General features: G+C 67.6%; 16 protein-coding genes. 6 read left to right on the forward strand and 10 right to left on the reverse strand.

The features are described from left to right. Positions 1 to 12 precede the first annotated feature (12 nt). The 3 genes from ROP_RS36535 to ROP_RS36545 form a co-directional block, all read right to left on the reverse strand. Positions 13 to 465 carry a hypothetical protein gene (locus tag ROP_RS36535; RefSeq protein WP_007300060.1) on the reverse strand — a complete coding sequence of 151 codons (453 nt, stop codon included), beginning with the start codon at positions 463 to 465 and terminating at the stop codon, positions 13 to 15. Continuing rightward, complete coding sequence (locus ROP_RS36540) at positions 462 to 1,028, reverse strand: helix-turn-helix transcriptional regulator (protein ID WP_231869100.1); 567 nt, start codon at positions 1,026 to 1,028, stop codon at positions 462 to 464. Before ROP_RS36540 ends, ROP_RS36535 begins: the two co-directional genes overlap by 4 nt. An 81-nt stretch (positions 1,029 to 1,109) precedes the next feature. Further along, a complete protein-coding gene (locus tag ROP_RS36545) occupies positions 1,110 to 1,376 on the reverse strand; it encodes a hypothetical protein (RefSeq protein WP_007300062.1) in 267 nt (88 codons plus the stop codon). A 385-nt stretch (positions 1,377 to 1,761) separates the two neighbouring features. Between ROP_RS36545 and ROP_RS43280 the strand changes: the two genes are divergently transcribed. Then, entirely contained in the window at positions 1,762 to 1,938 is a 177-nt protein-coding gene (locus ROP_RS43280; RefSeq protein ID WP_007300063.1) for a hypothetical protein, read from the forward strand. A gap of 169 nt (positions 1,939 to 2,107) precedes the next feature. On the opposite strand, the gene ROP_RS36550 is transcribed toward ROP_RS43280, so the two are convergent. The 6 genes from ROP_RS36550 to ROP_RS41830 form a co-directional block, all read right to left on the reverse strand. Then, the gene (locus tag ROP_RS36550; protein WP_007300064.1) at positions 2,108 to 3,259 is read right to left on the reverse strand and encodes a thiamine pyrophosphate-binding protein; all 1,152 of its coding nucleotides are present in this window, start codon (positions 3,257 to 3,259) and stop codon (positions 2,108 to 2,110) included. Positions 3,260 to 3,296: 37 nt separating this feature from the next. Then, positions 3,297 to 4,007 carry a hemerythrin domain-containing protein gene (locus ROP_RS36555; protein ID WP_007300065.1) on the reverse strand — a complete coding sequence of 237 codons (711 nt, stop codon included), beginning with the start codon at positions 4,005 to 4,007 and terminating at the stop codon, positions 3,297 to 3,299. Then, the gene (locus ROP_RS36560; protein WP_007300066.1) at positions 4,004 to 4,453 is read right to left on the reverse strand and encodes an SRPBCC family protein; all 450 of its coding nucleotides are present in this window, start codon (positions 4,451 to 4,453) and stop codon (positions 4,004 to 4,006) included. The genes ROP_RS36555 and ROP_RS36560 overlap by 4 nt, the downstream gene beginning before the upstream one ends. A 72-nt stretch (positions 4,454 to 4,525) precedes the next feature. Then, on the reverse strand, positions 4,526 to 5,326 hold the full coding sequence (locus tag ROP_RS36565) for a DUF5602 domain-containing protein (RefSeq protein WP_007300067.1): 801 nt from the start codon (positions 5,324 to 5,326) through the stop codon (positions 4,526 to 4,528). Between the two features lie 37 nt (positions 5,327 to 5,363). After that, on the reverse strand, positions 5,364 to 5,819 hold the full coding sequence (locus tag ROP_RS36570; RefSeq protein WP_007300068.1) for an SRPBCC family protein: 456 nt from the start codon (positions 5,817 to 5,819) through the stop codon (positions 5,364 to 5,366). Positions 5,820 to 5,932: 113 nt separating this feature from the next. After that, positions 5,933 to 6,741, reverse strand: a protein-coding gene (locus ROP_RS41830) for an IS5 family transposase (protein WP_193384907.1) whose coding sequence is annotated in 2 segments (ribosomal slippage) — positions 5,933 to 6,399 and positions 6,399 to 6,741 — 810 coding nt in all. Because the reading frame shifts where the segments join, the coding sequence is not laid out codon by codon here. Positions 6,742 to 6,979: 238 nt separating this feature from the next. Between ROP_RS41830 and ROP_RS36585 the strand changes: the two genes are divergently transcribed. Next, positions 6,980 to 7,600 carry an ester cyclase gene (locus ROP_RS36585; protein ID WP_231869101.1) on the forward strand — a complete coding sequence of 207 codons (621 nt, stop codon included), beginning with the start codon at positions 6,980 to 6,982 and terminating at the stop codon, positions 7,598 to 7,600. A 121-nt stretch (positions 7,601 to 7,721) separates the two neighbouring features. On the opposite strand, the gene ROP_RS36590 is transcribed toward ROP_RS36585, so the two are convergent. Further along, positions 7,722 to 9,047, reverse strand: coding sequence for a cytochrome P450 (locus ROP_RS36590; protein ID WP_007300072.1), 1,326 nt, complete (start codon positions 9,045 to 9,047; stop codon positions 7,722 to 7,724). Positions 9,048 to 9,964: 917 nt separating this feature from the next. Between ROP_RS36590 and ROP_RS36595 the strand changes: the two genes are divergently transcribed. The 4 genes from ROP_RS36595 to ROP_RS36610 all read left to right on the forward strand — a co-directional run bounded on the left by ROP_RS36595 (position 9,965) and on the right by ROP_RS36610 (position 13,939). Then, positions 9,965 to 10,576 (forward strand): TetR/AcrR family transcriptional regulator, encoded by a 612-nt coding sequence (locus ROP_RS36595; RefSeq protein ID WP_157234331.1) that lies wholly within the window; start codon positions 9,965 to 9,967, stop codon positions 10,574 to 10,576. A 271-nt stretch (positions 10,577 to 10,847) separates the two neighbouring features. Beyond that, positions 10,848 to 11,747: a glycosyltransferase gene (locus tag ROP_RS36600; RefSeq protein ID WP_007300074.1), complete on the forward strand. Its 900-nt coding sequence runs from the start codon at positions 10,848 to 10,850 to the stop codon at positions 11,745 to 11,747. A gap of 90 nt (positions 11,748 to 11,837) precedes the next feature. Then, on the forward strand, positions 11,838 to 11,975 hold the full coding sequence (locus ROP_RS44495) for a hypothetical protein (protein ID WP_007300075.1): 138 nt from the start codon (positions 11,838 to 11,840) through the stop codon (positions 11,973 to 11,975). A gap of 455 nt (positions 11,976 to 12,430) precedes the next feature. Next, positions 12,431 to 13,939: an aldehyde dehydrogenase family protein gene (locus ROP_RS36610; protein WP_012686806.1), complete on the forward strand. Its 1,509-nt coding sequence runs from the start codon at positions 12,431 to 12,433 to the stop codon at positions 13,937 to 13,939. Positions 13,940 to 13,959: the final 20 nt, after the last annotated feature.

Below are 13,959 nucleotides of genomic sequence, written 5' to 3' on the forward strand. Positions count from 1 at the left end.
TCCCCTGACGCGTCAGGTGGCGTCGGTTGATTCGTCGCCGTCGGAGTCCTCGACAGTGATGTGGATATCGCCCGGTCGCAGCAATTTCAAGACGGGACGGTCGAGGCCTAGCTTGGCGCCGGACTGGGTGATGGATTCGCGGAGATACGGGTAGACGGACATCACTCCGACACGCTCGACGAACTCTGTGATGATCGCATCGGAGGCTTCGATCGGCTCCCGGAGGGTGAAGACCGCCGAGGCGTCGGCGAGGTACTCGCCCCCTGAACCGGAGACGGTTGCCCGGCATCGAACTTCCAGGAGGAGTTCTTCGCGGCGCAGCGCAATCTGGATGGACAGTGGAGTTTCTTCCACGTCGGGTTTGCGCCGAGCGCCCGTTTCGAAGAACACGATATCGGTGAGCTCCGTCAGCTCGAGGAACTCGCGGGCGTCCGCGACAGTGCGAGGAGACGATGTTTCTGTCATACGGCTAGTGCATAGCTCGACTGAAAGCTGTCCCCGGCCCAGTCGCGGCTGATTCCGACAACGGCAGGGGCGAACCCGACCTTCGCCTCGAGATGTCCGCTGATCTTCGGCGTCCTTCTCGGGGCACCGACGAGTGCCGCGTCGATGCGGACATGGTCGTCCATCGAGGGGAACTCGATGTCGTCGATCTTGTAATCCTGTCGGCGGAGCCACGCGACAACATCTCCCCACAACCACGCGCCGCCACCGACCAGGTTCACCGGCGCCGGGAAAGGGTCCGATTGCATGCGGTCACCGCGCACCCAGTTTCCGACTGCTTGCCGCGATACCTCGGCTCGGTCGGCGATGTCCTGGCGGGTGACCAGGTCGGGGTACGACCGCACGACCGGGAGGCCGCGTGACGACAGCACTGCCGCAGCGTCCAGCGCCGCGGTCACCGCGTCGTCACCCTCGGCGGTCACCGTGGCAAGCGTCAAACCGCTGTGCGACTCCACCACGATGTCCAGCAGTTCCTCGACCGCCGCGATCCGGGTATCACCTGGGCCGGAGACTTCTGGGGTCACGAAAATAAGCTCGAATTCGGTCGGGGACATGACCCCAGCTTCCTCATCCCCGATGCTGTTGTCAACTGGAAACAGCGATCGTTATTTCATCAGCTCGTGCCGGTCAGGGCAACGTGATGCGGATCGTTTGACCCGCTTGGCGGCGTTTCCGGGGTTCCTGGACGTCCCGGGGAGCGTGATGAAGTTCGCTCGCCCGTCAGTGCAAGGGCAGTAGATCGCGTACTTGTGCCCCTGTTCCCGCAGGCGCCAGCCCTTGTTCTTCACGAGGTCCTCGACGACCGCATAGACCTCGCTGTCCAGCGACCGCCGGGCATCCTTGAGGCTGACTTCATCCCACGCCTCACCCATTCGCCGGCCTCGGGTGCGGGGCCGCGTGCCGAGACGCGCCTGTGCCCACACGGTGGCGACAGCGTGTGGGTTTACCGGGCTCGGTGTTGATCGGAACCTCCAACGTCGTCGCGGCCACCTGAGTCAGGAAACGGACCTTCCAGAACCTCCTGCACTGCGCACAGAGTTTAGGGCTAGACACCGTCACCGAGCGTTTCTGTCGGACCGGCAGTGATGTGGACAGCTCCCACACCCGCGGAGCACGATGAACTGTGACATCAAGTGCCTGATACACGACGGCACAGAGATCACGGCGTCGGTTGCCCCTCAGGGACTTACCCCGGAACGAGGCGATTCCCCGACGCGAGTCGGAGACCGGGTCGGCACGACCCAAGGAGGGATCGGCATGATCGGCCGGAGCGAAACATACTGGCAGCAGCGCATCCACGCCGATCGTTGCAGCGGTGGCGCCGACCTCCCGCCCGGCGGGATTCCCGACGATCCCGTCGACCTCCTCGAGAACTATCGGCCCACCGCGAGGTGTTCCGCCGCCGCTCGGCGGCCACAGCACCCCGACCTCTGAGCACCCGCCGCGGCCCCGACCCGGTGCCGGCGCGAGCCCTGCGGTGCGCTGATGTGTGGGCGGCCATGTCCGCGGGTAGACCCCCAGATGTCGCCCGGCGGAGGGAACCCCCGCGAGCGACGCTACGACTCTCCACCGTCACGCCGACCCGGGCGGCGGTTGTCGACGTTCAGGTGTGGTTGGGGCACAGTGGATCCGGTGTCATCGTCCATCCGCGTCGTTCCACCTCGATTCTGCGCGTGGTCCAGGAAGGCCCTCCGTGAACAACAGCATCGGATGTGTGTCGCGGCGACCACATGTCGGCGAGTGCGGCCAACCCGTGGCGCAGGTCGCGGCTGGTCGCGTGCGTGGTGGGCAGATACGGGGGTTCGGCGCCGAGGCTGGCGACCGGGACAGCGGCCAGGGCGGCCTCCAGCCCGGTGCGGGCCGTGGCCGGCATGCGGGTGCCGATCAGCAGGCACAGCGCGCTGTGTCGCACCGCCTCGATCAGTTCGGTGTGTCCCATGGTTCCGGCGACTCCGCAGAACCCGGGCTGGTCGGTCGGGTAGACGTCCTTGGCGTCCGGGGCGACCCCGACGGCGGCGTCCACCGCGGCGGCGAGGGCCAGCAGCGGTTCCCGGGCGTCGTCGCGGGCCACCTGGTCACCGGCGATGAGCACGATCTTCCCGGTCCGCCGCGCCGCGACGAGTTGGTCCCGGATCCGTGTCAGCCCGTCCGGGTCGTGGCCGGATCGGCGCGGCGGTGGGTGGAAGGTGAATGCGCCGACGACGGTGGCTTGTTGGATGTCCTTGGGCAGCAACAGCACCGCGGGCCCACCGTCTCGTGCCGCGGCCACCGCGCGTTCCAGGTGGGCGGCGAGGTCGTCGGGCCGCTCGATGCGGGCACAGTAGCGGGAGACCTCGGTGAACAGCCGGACCGCGTGGATCGAGCCGGATCGGCCGCTCGAATCCTGGAAGGCGCCGGTGCCCTCGAGGGGGGTGGGTGGCTGCCCGATCAGGGCCAGCACCGGCACTTTCGAGGTGTAGGACTCGGCGAGCCCGGCCACCAGGTTCATCGCGCCGCCGCCGGAGGTCGCGGCCACCACCCCGAGGCCGCCGGTGCTGCGGGCGTAGCCGTCGGCCATGGTGGCCGCGGCGAACTCGTGCTTGGCCACCACCCCCTGGACGGGGCGGTCGGTGGCGAACAGGGCGTCGTAGAGGTCTTCGATGTTGGCGCCGTCCACCCCGAAGATGTGGTGCACGTCCAGGTCGGCGACGGTGTCGACGAGGACGTCGACGACGCGTCGCCCACCCTGCTCGTGGGGCCGGGCTGGAGTTCCCATGATGTTCTCCCCTGAGCGGAATAACTGCGGGCGTTGTTCAGACGCGAGGGCGTTCGCGGTGGTGCGAGGTGAGGGGTGTGACTTCGACGCGGGGCCCCCACCGTGCGGCGCAGGCCCGCCGGTACTGCCCGGCGAGGGCGTGCAGCAGGATCACCCGCGCCGGTGCGGGCAGCACGTGGGCGACGAGCCGATACTGCTCGGCGTCGAGTCCGTCGAGGACCCAGGGCACCTCCCGCGCCAGCTCCAGCTTGGGTTTGTCCTTGACGATGTCGCGGCCCCAGTCCTCCCAGTGCCCGACGGTGATGGTGCGGGACACGACCGGCATCATCTCGTCCTCCTCCCGGCGCAGATGCGGCAGCAGCGCCGCCTCGAGGCCGTCGAGTGCGACGACCACCGCCTGCCGGGCGTCGGTGGAGCCGTCGTCGCGGTAGGCGCCGGCGGCGGAACAGAGGCGGTCGATCTCCGGGGAGATGTGGGTGTGGTCGGCGTCCATCCGGTCGAGCAGGGTACCGGCGCCGGGGTTGAGTCGCCGGATCAGCGGCCACAGGTTCTCGTCCTCGGTGCGGTGGTGGTAGCGCAGATAGTCCATCATCCACAGGAGGTGGTCGGCGACAGCGATGCGTTGGGACTGCGCCGGCGGGGTCGGTGCGGTGAGGACGGTGCGGGCCCGTCCCAGGTCGCGGCGCAGGGCGTCGTGCAGGATCCCCATCATCCGGGTGTCGGCGGGAGCGGCCCGATCGGTGCTCATTGCGGGTCGCCTGCTTCGAGGAGTGTTCTCGCGTGCTCGAGGTTGCTGCGGACGTCGCGGGCGTACAGTTTCGCGACGATTCCGTCGGCGAGTGCGCCGAATATGCCGCCGAGGGACCCGGATTCCTGGTGATAGGTGACCCGGGTGCCCCGGTCGGTGGATTCGAACAGGGTTTCGGTCTCGTACGGGACCGGACTGTCGGTGCCGCGGCGGCGCAGATACTTGCCCTGCTCGATGTCGGTGAGTTCCTCGGTGATCTCGAGTTGCCGGCCGGCGACCTCGACCACACCGTGCACGACCGAGCCGACCTCACCGGCCTGACCCGAGACCAACTCGTACGAGATCACATTGGTCATGAACAGCGTCACGTTGCCGGGATCCTGAATGAAAGTGAAAACTTCCTCGATGGGGCGGTCGATGACGACGGATTCCTCGGCGACAATCATGATGACTCCAGTCTGGAAAGGGGGTTCATTGCTGGGACTCGCAGTAGTGCGGCGCCCTGCTCGACCTGGTTTTCACGATCGCTGGCGCAGCATCATCTCCCCGAGGGCGATGTCGTATTCGCCTGTCGTGTTGTCGAATCGGACGCTGTAGGTGGTGGGGTAGTAGGCGGTGTGCTGGTAGGCCTGCGGCTGCTTTACGGGCTCTTGAATCGTCGGCCTGGTCAACAGCCACGCGTGGGTCATCATCGGCTCCATGAAGGTGTAGTTCCCGTCCCAGGACCCGTTGATGAACGTCTGGGTGAAGTCGTAGATGCCCGGGATCATTCCGGCGGTCGCGTCCATCCAGTGCACCCCCATTAACGGCACTGCCAGCTCGGATGCGAGCGGCCCGGGCGGGGTGATGTAATCGCGGGGGATGTACTTGCCGTCGGGCAGGTGTGCGGCGCGGGCCGCGTACTCCGGTGCGGCGGGATCGATCCCCATGGTCGAGGACATGTCGGTCATGTAGAAGTGCATGTCGAAATGCGGTTTGCCGAACAGGATCTCGGGTTCGTGTCCGTGCGGGTTCCAGTTGAGCATGACGTGGTCGAATACCGTCGCCGACGCCTGCTCGGGTAAGCCAAGCATGAACATCGCACTGGTGTCGGGCAGCCCCTCCAAGGCAGCCGCCGACATCCGGAGACCGACCGCGGTCGGCTCACCCCGCGTGTCCACGGTGGTGTAGATCCTCACCGTCCCATGGCCGACGCTCTGCGACGAGCCGAAGTAGGTGCGGATCTCCTCCGGTCCGGCGGCGGCCGCGCCGCACCCGGCCACGGTGACGCAGGCCGCGAGCAGAAGTCCCAGCAAGCGGTGCATTCGATGATGTCGCATGATGTGGCCACCTTGTCGAGATCGGTGCCGGCCCCTTTCAGGGTCCGCACAAGCTTTCCTTGCACGCGCGCCGCGCGATCGTCACGAGATCCGCGCGCAGCGCACGGGCGAGCAGCGGAGCAACCATCGGCAGCATCAGTCCGCCCGGCCGCGTCGTCGCCTCCACCGCCCACTCGATGCGCACACGGGTGCCTAACACCACCGGCTCGAAGCGCATCTCGTAGACACCCCCGAAGGGCTCGCTGAGCACGGCATTGACGGTCCGCCGCGGGCGATCGAACACGGTGTAATCCGAGGTGCCCTGCACGGTCAGCGGACCGATGCGCAGGACCATCGAGTACCGGGGTGTGCCATCGGCGCGGATGTGGTAGTCACGCACCGCCGCAACCCGTTTCGACAGGTTCACCAGATGCTGCCCCTGATCTGCGAAGAAGTCCCAGGTCTCCTCAGGGTCGAATGGGAAGACCATCTCGGCGTGAACCGTCCGGCTCATCACGCTCAACTCCAGTGTCGAATGCCGCGATACGGAACTTGTGACTGGACCCAGTGTGGGTCGGCGGTGCGTCCCCGGACCATCCCTCACGTGGGGGATATTAAGAGCTTGTCTCATGTGGGAAGTTTCTTGAAGCAAGTGAGTGCCGCGGCGAGGTGGAGGAATCCGGCGAAGTGCTCGGCGTGGCGTTCGTAGCGGATGGTCAGACGTCGGTAGCCGGTGAGCCAGGCGATGATGCGTTCGATCTTCCACCGGTATCGGCCCAGCCGGTCGTTCCTCTCGATTCCGCGGCGGGCGATGCGTGGGACAATTCTCTCTTCGCGCAGCCACCGGCGGTGCTTGTCGTAGTCGTAGCCCTTGTCGGCGCGAAGCTTTCCGGGTTTGCGACGGCGCGGCCCTCGTCGGGATTTCACCGCCGGGATCGCGCTGACCATCGGTTGCAGCAGGGTGCTGTCGTGGGTGTTCGCCGCGGACACATCGACGACCAGCGGGATGCCGTTGGCTTCGGACAGGACGTGGATCTTCGACCCCTTCTTGCCGCGATCGACCGGACTCGGCCCGGTCAGCGATCCCCCTTTTTCGCCCGGACGCTCGCGGCGTCCAGGATCGCGGCCGTCCAGTCGAGTTCACCGGCGCTTCCGAGCCGGTCGAGCACCTCGCGGTGCAGTCTCTCGAACACCCCGGCCGCCGCCCAGGCGGTAAATCTTCGGTGCGCGGTAGGCACGGTGACCCCGAACGAGGGCGGCAGATGCCGCCACGCACATCCGCTGGTCAGCACGTACACGATCGCGGTGAACACCGCCCGATCCTCCAACGGCGCACTGCCGCCTCCCTGTGGCCGTGCGGCGAATCGCGGAATCAACGGTTCGACGATCTCCCACAACGCATCCGGCACCAACCGCAGTGACAACCCATCTAACACGCGTCACATTATGTCCCATACGCCACTTCATCCACATGAGACACGCTCTAAGCAGGCCCTCGACCAGCGGATACTGGTCACATGACGTCGGCCCGGGGAGGCCGAATTGCTGCGCGTGGGCGGGTAGGAGTTCCTGCCCCATCCCCAAGGTGGGCGGGACGTTTCCGACTTTGATTCTCGACGCGCGTTGCAGTGGCCCGGGAGAGGTCCTCAGGCGAACGGGTGTCGACAAACCCGAGTGGTCGACTACTCCGCAACGTTAGCCTTGTCAGAAGAATCCCGTGCGGCGCTCGCCCATGTTCCGCGCGACAACGTGCAGGGAGTTGAGATGCCCGATCGCAGCCCCACCTCGACCCCGATCGCGCCGCCGAACGACGCCACGAAGGCGCAACTCGTCCAGTGGGCTCTCGACCGCCTCAACGCCCAGGACGTCGACAGCCTGCGTGGTAGTTTTTGGACCGCCGACTCCACCGTGCACTTCCCGACCGGGACGTGTCGCGGGAGCGCCGAGATCGCCGCCTACTTCGAGCAGGTCTTCGCCGCCGTCACCGACTTCACCTTCGAGACGGTCTCGATCGCCGAGTCCGGCGATGACGTCTTGGTCCACTGGCATTTGACCGGACGGCACGTCGGCACCTTTGTCGGCATCGCCGCCACCGGGCGGCGAATCGATTTCGAGGGATTCGACCACTTCGTCGTTCAGGACGGGAAGGTCGTCACGAACACGGTGCGCTACGACCAAATGGAGTTCGCCCGCCAGATCAAGCTGCTACCGCCCGACGGATCAATTGCGGATCGCGCGTTGAAGGCTGCCTTCAACGCCACAACGCGTGTAGTCGGCATCGTTCGACGTCGTTAGCTCGCGATCACAGGTGACTACCCGGCTCGCAAATTCTCGACGTACGGCAGATCACCGTTCGCAGACACTGCAACTCGCGTCGAAAATCAAAGTCGGAAAAACCCTGGGCCACTACTCACAGCTATATCGGTGGAGCGGGTGTCCTCGCTCGGATACGGGCGGGCACGGGGCCGCCGGCTACCATGGTGAACGGCGTGACGAGTGGGAAGTCGGCACCGAGGGACTCGGTCTGGACTGTTCGGAGGATGCCGGCCAAGGCCAATGTCGCTTCGAGCATGGCGAAATGATCCCCGATACAGGTGCGCGGACCGCCTCCGAACGGCAGGTACTGCCACCTGGTGCGCCCCGCCGATCGGTCCGGGCTGAACCGCTCCGGGTCGAACCGACCAGGGGCGCCCCACAGGGTGGGATCGTGATGGAGCGCATAGATCCCGACGATGACGTTCGTGCCGGCCGGAATTCGGTAGCCGTCGACCGCGACATCGCGCATGGCCCTGCGACCGACCGCGGCCGCGGGTGGACAGGCCCGTAGTGCTTCATGGACCACCTGGACGGTGTAGGGGATGCGGGCCACGTCGTCCACGTGCAGTGGGCGATCGCCGAGTGCGGCGACCTCCGCCGCCACTCGATCTTGGATCGCGCGATCGCGCCCCAGGGCCCAGAGGCTGTAGGCCAAGGTGGTCGCCGTGGTGTCGTGTCCGGCAAAAAGGAACGCCCACAGCTCCTGGCGGATCGCCCGGTCGGTGAATGGCTTCCCGGTCTGGGGGTCGGTCGTATCGAAGAAGAGTCTGATCAGCTCGGCATTCCGGCCGGGTTCATCGTGGGCCGAAGTGATCGCTTCATCGATCACGGTGTCGACGACGTCCTTCGCGGTACGAAACCGGTGGCGCGGGGGTGTCGGCAGCCAGGCTGGTGCGCGGACAGGCTGCAGCGCGCGATGCGACACGAACCGGGCGGCACGGTCGAGCGCCGGTCCGAGTACCTCGGCCTGCGCGCCGAGGTCGCTCCCGAACAGTGACTGCCCGAGCACCCGCAAGGTCAGTCGCCGGGTTTCCCTGTCGAGGTCGACCTGGTCCGAGCGGGCCCACTCCGCGGCCATGGTCTGCGCGACACCCGCCATGCAGCTGGCATAGATCGCGACGTGTTTCTTGGTGAACAGCGGCTGTAAGGTTCGGCGTCGGCTCAGCCACGGCTCGTGGGTGATGTTGAAGAGGTTGTCGCCGGACCATTTTCGTGATTCGGCATGGACGGTCAATTCCTTGTCGAAGGCGCCGTCGGAACCGCCGAGGACGTCGTGAGCACCTTGCGGCGAGGTGACGACAGCAAATGGCGGCACCAGTCGCTTCGGTCCGAGTGCGACGATCGTGACCGGTCCGCCCGCGTCCCGGATGTCCTCGAGACCGGTGTGAAACTTGTTCAGGGCCTTGACCCGTGCGAACAGCGGCATCGGCGCGTCGGGTGCTATCGGATACTCTTGCGCCTCTTCGCTGGTCCGGGCCACGACGTCAAGTCTGACACTCGGCCCGGCTCGACCGCTAGACCAGGGGACGCCCCCCGTTGAGGACTCGGACACCACGCCGCTCCGGTGTTCGTCCCCGAGTCGACATGCGAGAGCTCGGCAGGAACGACCCCGTCTGCCGAACGCGGACCGGGGCGTTCCGAAACCGGCCCCGTGGCCGGAAGCCGGTGAGCTGCGCGTTCCCGTTTCCCCGTCCGAGAAAACCGACTCGCGGAACTGGGATCGAAACCGCTGGCCCACTGCGCATCGTTGTTGCAGAACTGATGGGTGAGGCGGCAGTTCGCCCGGGTGTGGGGGCCTTCGCGGTCGATGTGGTCGATCGACAGGACTTCCGGGCCGTACAGGGCATCGAAGTCCACTGGCTCCAGGCAGAGTTGGCATATCCCGCCGTCGCGGGCATAGATGTCCATTCGGGTGAACCGCTCGGCGATGATCTTGCCGTCGACGTCGACCGGCGGAATGAAGCTGGCGCGGTCGCGGCGGTGGTCCCGGAACAGCTCCCGCTCTCACCGCGCCCGGCGGCGCGGCGACGCGACATTGCGTGGGCCGGGTCAGCTGTCGCACGACCGCAGCGCTGGCGTCGAGCACGAAGTCGGCGACGTCCGGGCCGTGGTACAGCGTCAGGTTTCGGTCGGAGTCGCTGGGCACCACGGCTCCGCCGGGCTAGGGAATGCCAGCAAATTGGCCGAATGGGTGAGATTGTCTCGGCGAGCAGTCCTGCGCGAATGGCTTCCTCAACGGTGGACAGCTGTCCGCGAACATCCGCGAGCTGGGGGGTCTGGGGCATGCAACGGATCGTGTCGTCGCTGTTGACAGCCCAAATTTTGAGGTCCATCATTATGGACATGAAAGTGGGGTCGCCGCGCCCGTACCGGATGACCGCCCGGGCGCAATCGGCGGCACAGACCACGGAGCGGATCATGGGCGCCACGCTGGAGCTGTACCGGGAGTATTGGCTGGACGAGATCACCCTCGAGCGGGTCGCGGGCCGGGCCGGGGTGTCGATCAAGACGGTGCAGCGCAAGTTCGGCAACCGGGACGGACTGCTGACCGCGACGCTGCGGTGGATCGGCCGCGAGGTCACCGCGCAGCGCTTCCCGGTCGCGGCCGGTGACGTCGACGCCGCCGTCGAGAACCTGATGACGCACTACGAGCAGTGGGGGCCGCTGGGTTTGCGGCACGTGCTGCAGGCGCAGCGCTCGCCGCTCATCGCGTCGATCGTCGCCCGCGCGCAGGGCCTCCACCACCGCTGGGTGGAGCAGGTGTTCGCCCCGTACCTGGACCCGCTGCCGGCGGCGGATCGTGACCTGTTGTTCGCTCAGCTCGCCGCCGGCACCGACGTGCTGGTCTGGCACGTGTTCCGCAATGATCTCGGCATGTCGGCCGAGCGTACCGGGCAGGCGCTGCTCGGCATGCTGCGGGCGCTGCTCCCGGACGCGCCACCCGAACCGACCTGAACCGGGCCCATCCCGAGACCCAGCCTCCTGGAGGCCACGCCATGGCACACATCCTGTTCGTCACCTGGGACGGCGGCGGCAACGTGCCCCCGCCCTCGGCATCGCGACCGAGCTCCACCGCCGCGGCCACGAGGTCCGGTTCCTCGGGCATGAACAGCAGCGCCGGCAGATCGAGAACCTGGGTTTCCGGTTCACCGCGTTCCGCCGTGCCCGGCCCTGGCGGTCGACCACCGCACACCCCGGAATCCGCGGTCTGTACGCGTATCTGTCGGTGTTCACCGACCCCGGCCCCGGGATCGATCTGCTCGACACCGTCGCCGCCGAACCCGCCGACGTGGTGGTGACCGACTGCCTGCTCTACGGCGCCCTGGCCGCGGCCGAGCGGGCCCGCCTGCCGCGGGTGACGCTGGTGCACACCTTCTACGAGTTCATGGAAGCGGGCGCCAGGCGCGGCCCGGCACCGGTGCTGGCCCGCCTGAAAGGGCAACGGCCCCTGCGGTTGTGGACCTCCTCGGACCTGGTGCTGGTGACCACCGAGCGGGAACTCGACCCGGCCGGGCGCCGGCGCCGTGATCTGCCCCCGGCGGTCCACTACACCGGGGTGGTGCCGCACCGCATGCCGTCCGCCCTGACCTGGGTCGGGGAGCGGGAGCCGCTGATCCTGGTCAGCCTGTCCAGCACCAACTTCCGCGGCCAGCAGCAGACTCTGCAACGCGTCCTCGACGCGCTGCGCGGGGTCCCGGCACGCACGGTGGTGACCACCGGCACCTCCGTCGACCCCACGACGCTGACCGCCGGCCCGGACGCCGAGATCCACGGCCACCTCGATCACGAGACGATCCTGCCGGACGCCACCCTCGTCATCGGGCACGGTGGACACGACACCACCATGCGCGCCCTGGCCCACGACGTGCCGCTGATCATCCTGCCGATGCACCCGCTGCTCGATCAGACGATGATCGGCCGCACCCTCGACCACCGCGGTGCGGCCCGCTGCCTGCCCAAGAAGGCCCCACCCGACCGCATCCGAGCTGCGGTGGACACTCTTCTCGCCGACGGCCCACACCGGGCGGCCGCCGCCGGGCTCGGGACGAGGATCCGCTCCCACGACGGCTCGATGGCCGCAGCCGACCTCATCGACCACCTACCCCACCGACAGGTACGCAGATGAATCTGACTGCTCCGACCGTCGGCTGAATCCACCTCCCCACGCACCCCGCCATCCACACCCACCAACACGAACACGACCCAGGAGGGCGCCATGATCATCACCGAGGAATCCGTTGTCATCGAACGCCCCATCGAGGAGGTGTTCGCCTTCTTCCACGACCCTGCCAACGTCACCCGGTACGCCAAGAAACGTGGCGTCCTACCAGCACGTGTCGGGAGACTGCGGTGAAATGGGCGCCGTCGTGCATCACGTCGTCAAGGTCGCCGGCCGGCGGCTCGACGTCACCGAGGAACTGACCGGCGTCGAGCAGGACACGTCCCTGCGTCGCCGCGGCGTCGACACTCCCGCCCCCCTTCGAGACCGAAATCCGCTTCGCCCCGGCCGGGGCGGAGAGCACCCGGGTCACCTGGCACCAGGAGTCCGGGAAGTTCGGTGGCCTCCTCGGCAAGATCCCCGATGGGATCGTCGCGACACTCTATGCCCGCAACGCCCACCGCAATCTCGCTAACGCGAAGACCGTGCTCGAAGCCTGACACACCGTGCGGGCACCACCCTCCACGGGGCGGTTCGCCCACCCGGTCACTCTCATTTCGCCGCGACCACCCGCCGCCGGCACCCGTGACATCGAGTAGCCCGCGACCACCCAATTGCGTCGGGTGATCCTGCCAAGAAGGCCTGATCTCATGACTGAAGACACGCGCACTACTGCCCCCACCGTCGCCCCGTCCGGCACGTTCGCCAGCCTCGACCCGCGCTCGGGCACCGTCCTCGCCGAATACCCGATCGCCGACTCGGTCGCCGTGGCCGCCGCGGTGGATCGGGCCCGCGCCGCCGCCCGCTGGTGGCACGACCAGGGCTTTCGCGGGCGTCGCACCATGCTGCTCGCGTTCAAGAGGGCCGTCGCGTCCGACGCCGACGCCCTCGCCACGCTCATCTCCGCCGAGACCGGCAAACCCCGCGGCGACGCCGCCCTCGAGATCATGCTGGCGATCGAGCATCTGGACTGGGCCGCCCGACACGCCCGAAAAATCTTGCGGCGCAAACGGGTTCGGTCCGGTCTGGCCGCGATCAACCAGTCCGCGTCCCTCGGCTACCAGCCGCTCGGGGTGATCGGTGTCATCGGCCCGTGGAACTTCCCGCTCTACACCCCGATGGGCGCGATCTCCTACGCCCTCGCCGCCGGCAACGCGGTGGTGTTCAAACCCTCCGAGCTGACCCCAGGGGTCGGCACCTGGCTGGAGCAGAAGTGGAACTCGCTCGATGGCACGCGGCCGGTGCTGCAGGTGGTCACCGGTCTCGGGGAGACCGGCACCGCACTCGCCCGGGCCGGGGTCGACAAGATCGCCTTCACCGGCTCCGGCACCACCGCCCGCAAAGTGATGACAACCTGCGCCGAAACCCTCACCCCGCTGGTGGCCGAGTGCGGCGGCAAGGACGCGATGGTGGTCGCCGAGGACGCCGACCTGGACAAGGCCGCCGAAGCCGCCGCCGTCGGCGCGTTCGGCAACGCCGGCCAGGTCTGCGCCGGTGTCGAGCGCGTCTACGTCGTCGAACCCGTCTACCACCGGTTCCTCGACAAACTCGCGGCCGCGGCGATCCGGGTGCGTCCCGGTGGCGACGACACCGCCACCTACGGGCCGATGACCCTGCCCCGCCAGGTCGACATCGTGCGCGATCACATCGCGGACGCCCTCACCCGGGGCGGCACCGCGGTCGTCGGCGGTGTGGGCGCGGTGCACGAGCGCTACATCGACCCGGTGATCCTCACCGACGTCCCGGAAACCTCTACCGCGGTGCGGGAGGAGACCTTCGGCCCCACCGTGGTGGTCAACAAGGTCGGGGATCTCGACGAGGCGGTCGAGCGGGCCAACGCCACCGCCTATGGGCTCGGGGCGTCGGTCTTCACCCGGAAGCGGGCCCGCGGCACCGCGCTCGCCCACCGCCTGCGCAGCGGGGCCGTGTCGGTCAACTCGGTCTTCAGCTACGGCGCCATCCCGGCACTGCCGTTCGGTGGGATCGGTGAATCCGGCTTCGGCCGCGTGCACGGCGCCGACGGGCTGTTCGAGTTCAGCCGCGCCCACGCCCTGACCGTCGAAAGATACCCAGCCCCCTTGAAACTGTTCGCGCTCGAACGCGCGGAACGGGACATGAGGATCGCCACCTGGATGTTCCGGCTCCGGCACGCACGGTAACAACGTTTCGAACTCACTCA

Origin of the sequence: Rhodococcus opacus B4 (assembly GCF_000010805.1) — a bacterium.
In the GTDB taxonomy this organism is placed as follows: Bacteria; Actinomycetota; Actinomycetes; order Mycobacteriales; family Mycobacteriaceae; genus Rhodococcus_F; species Rhodococcus_F opacus_C.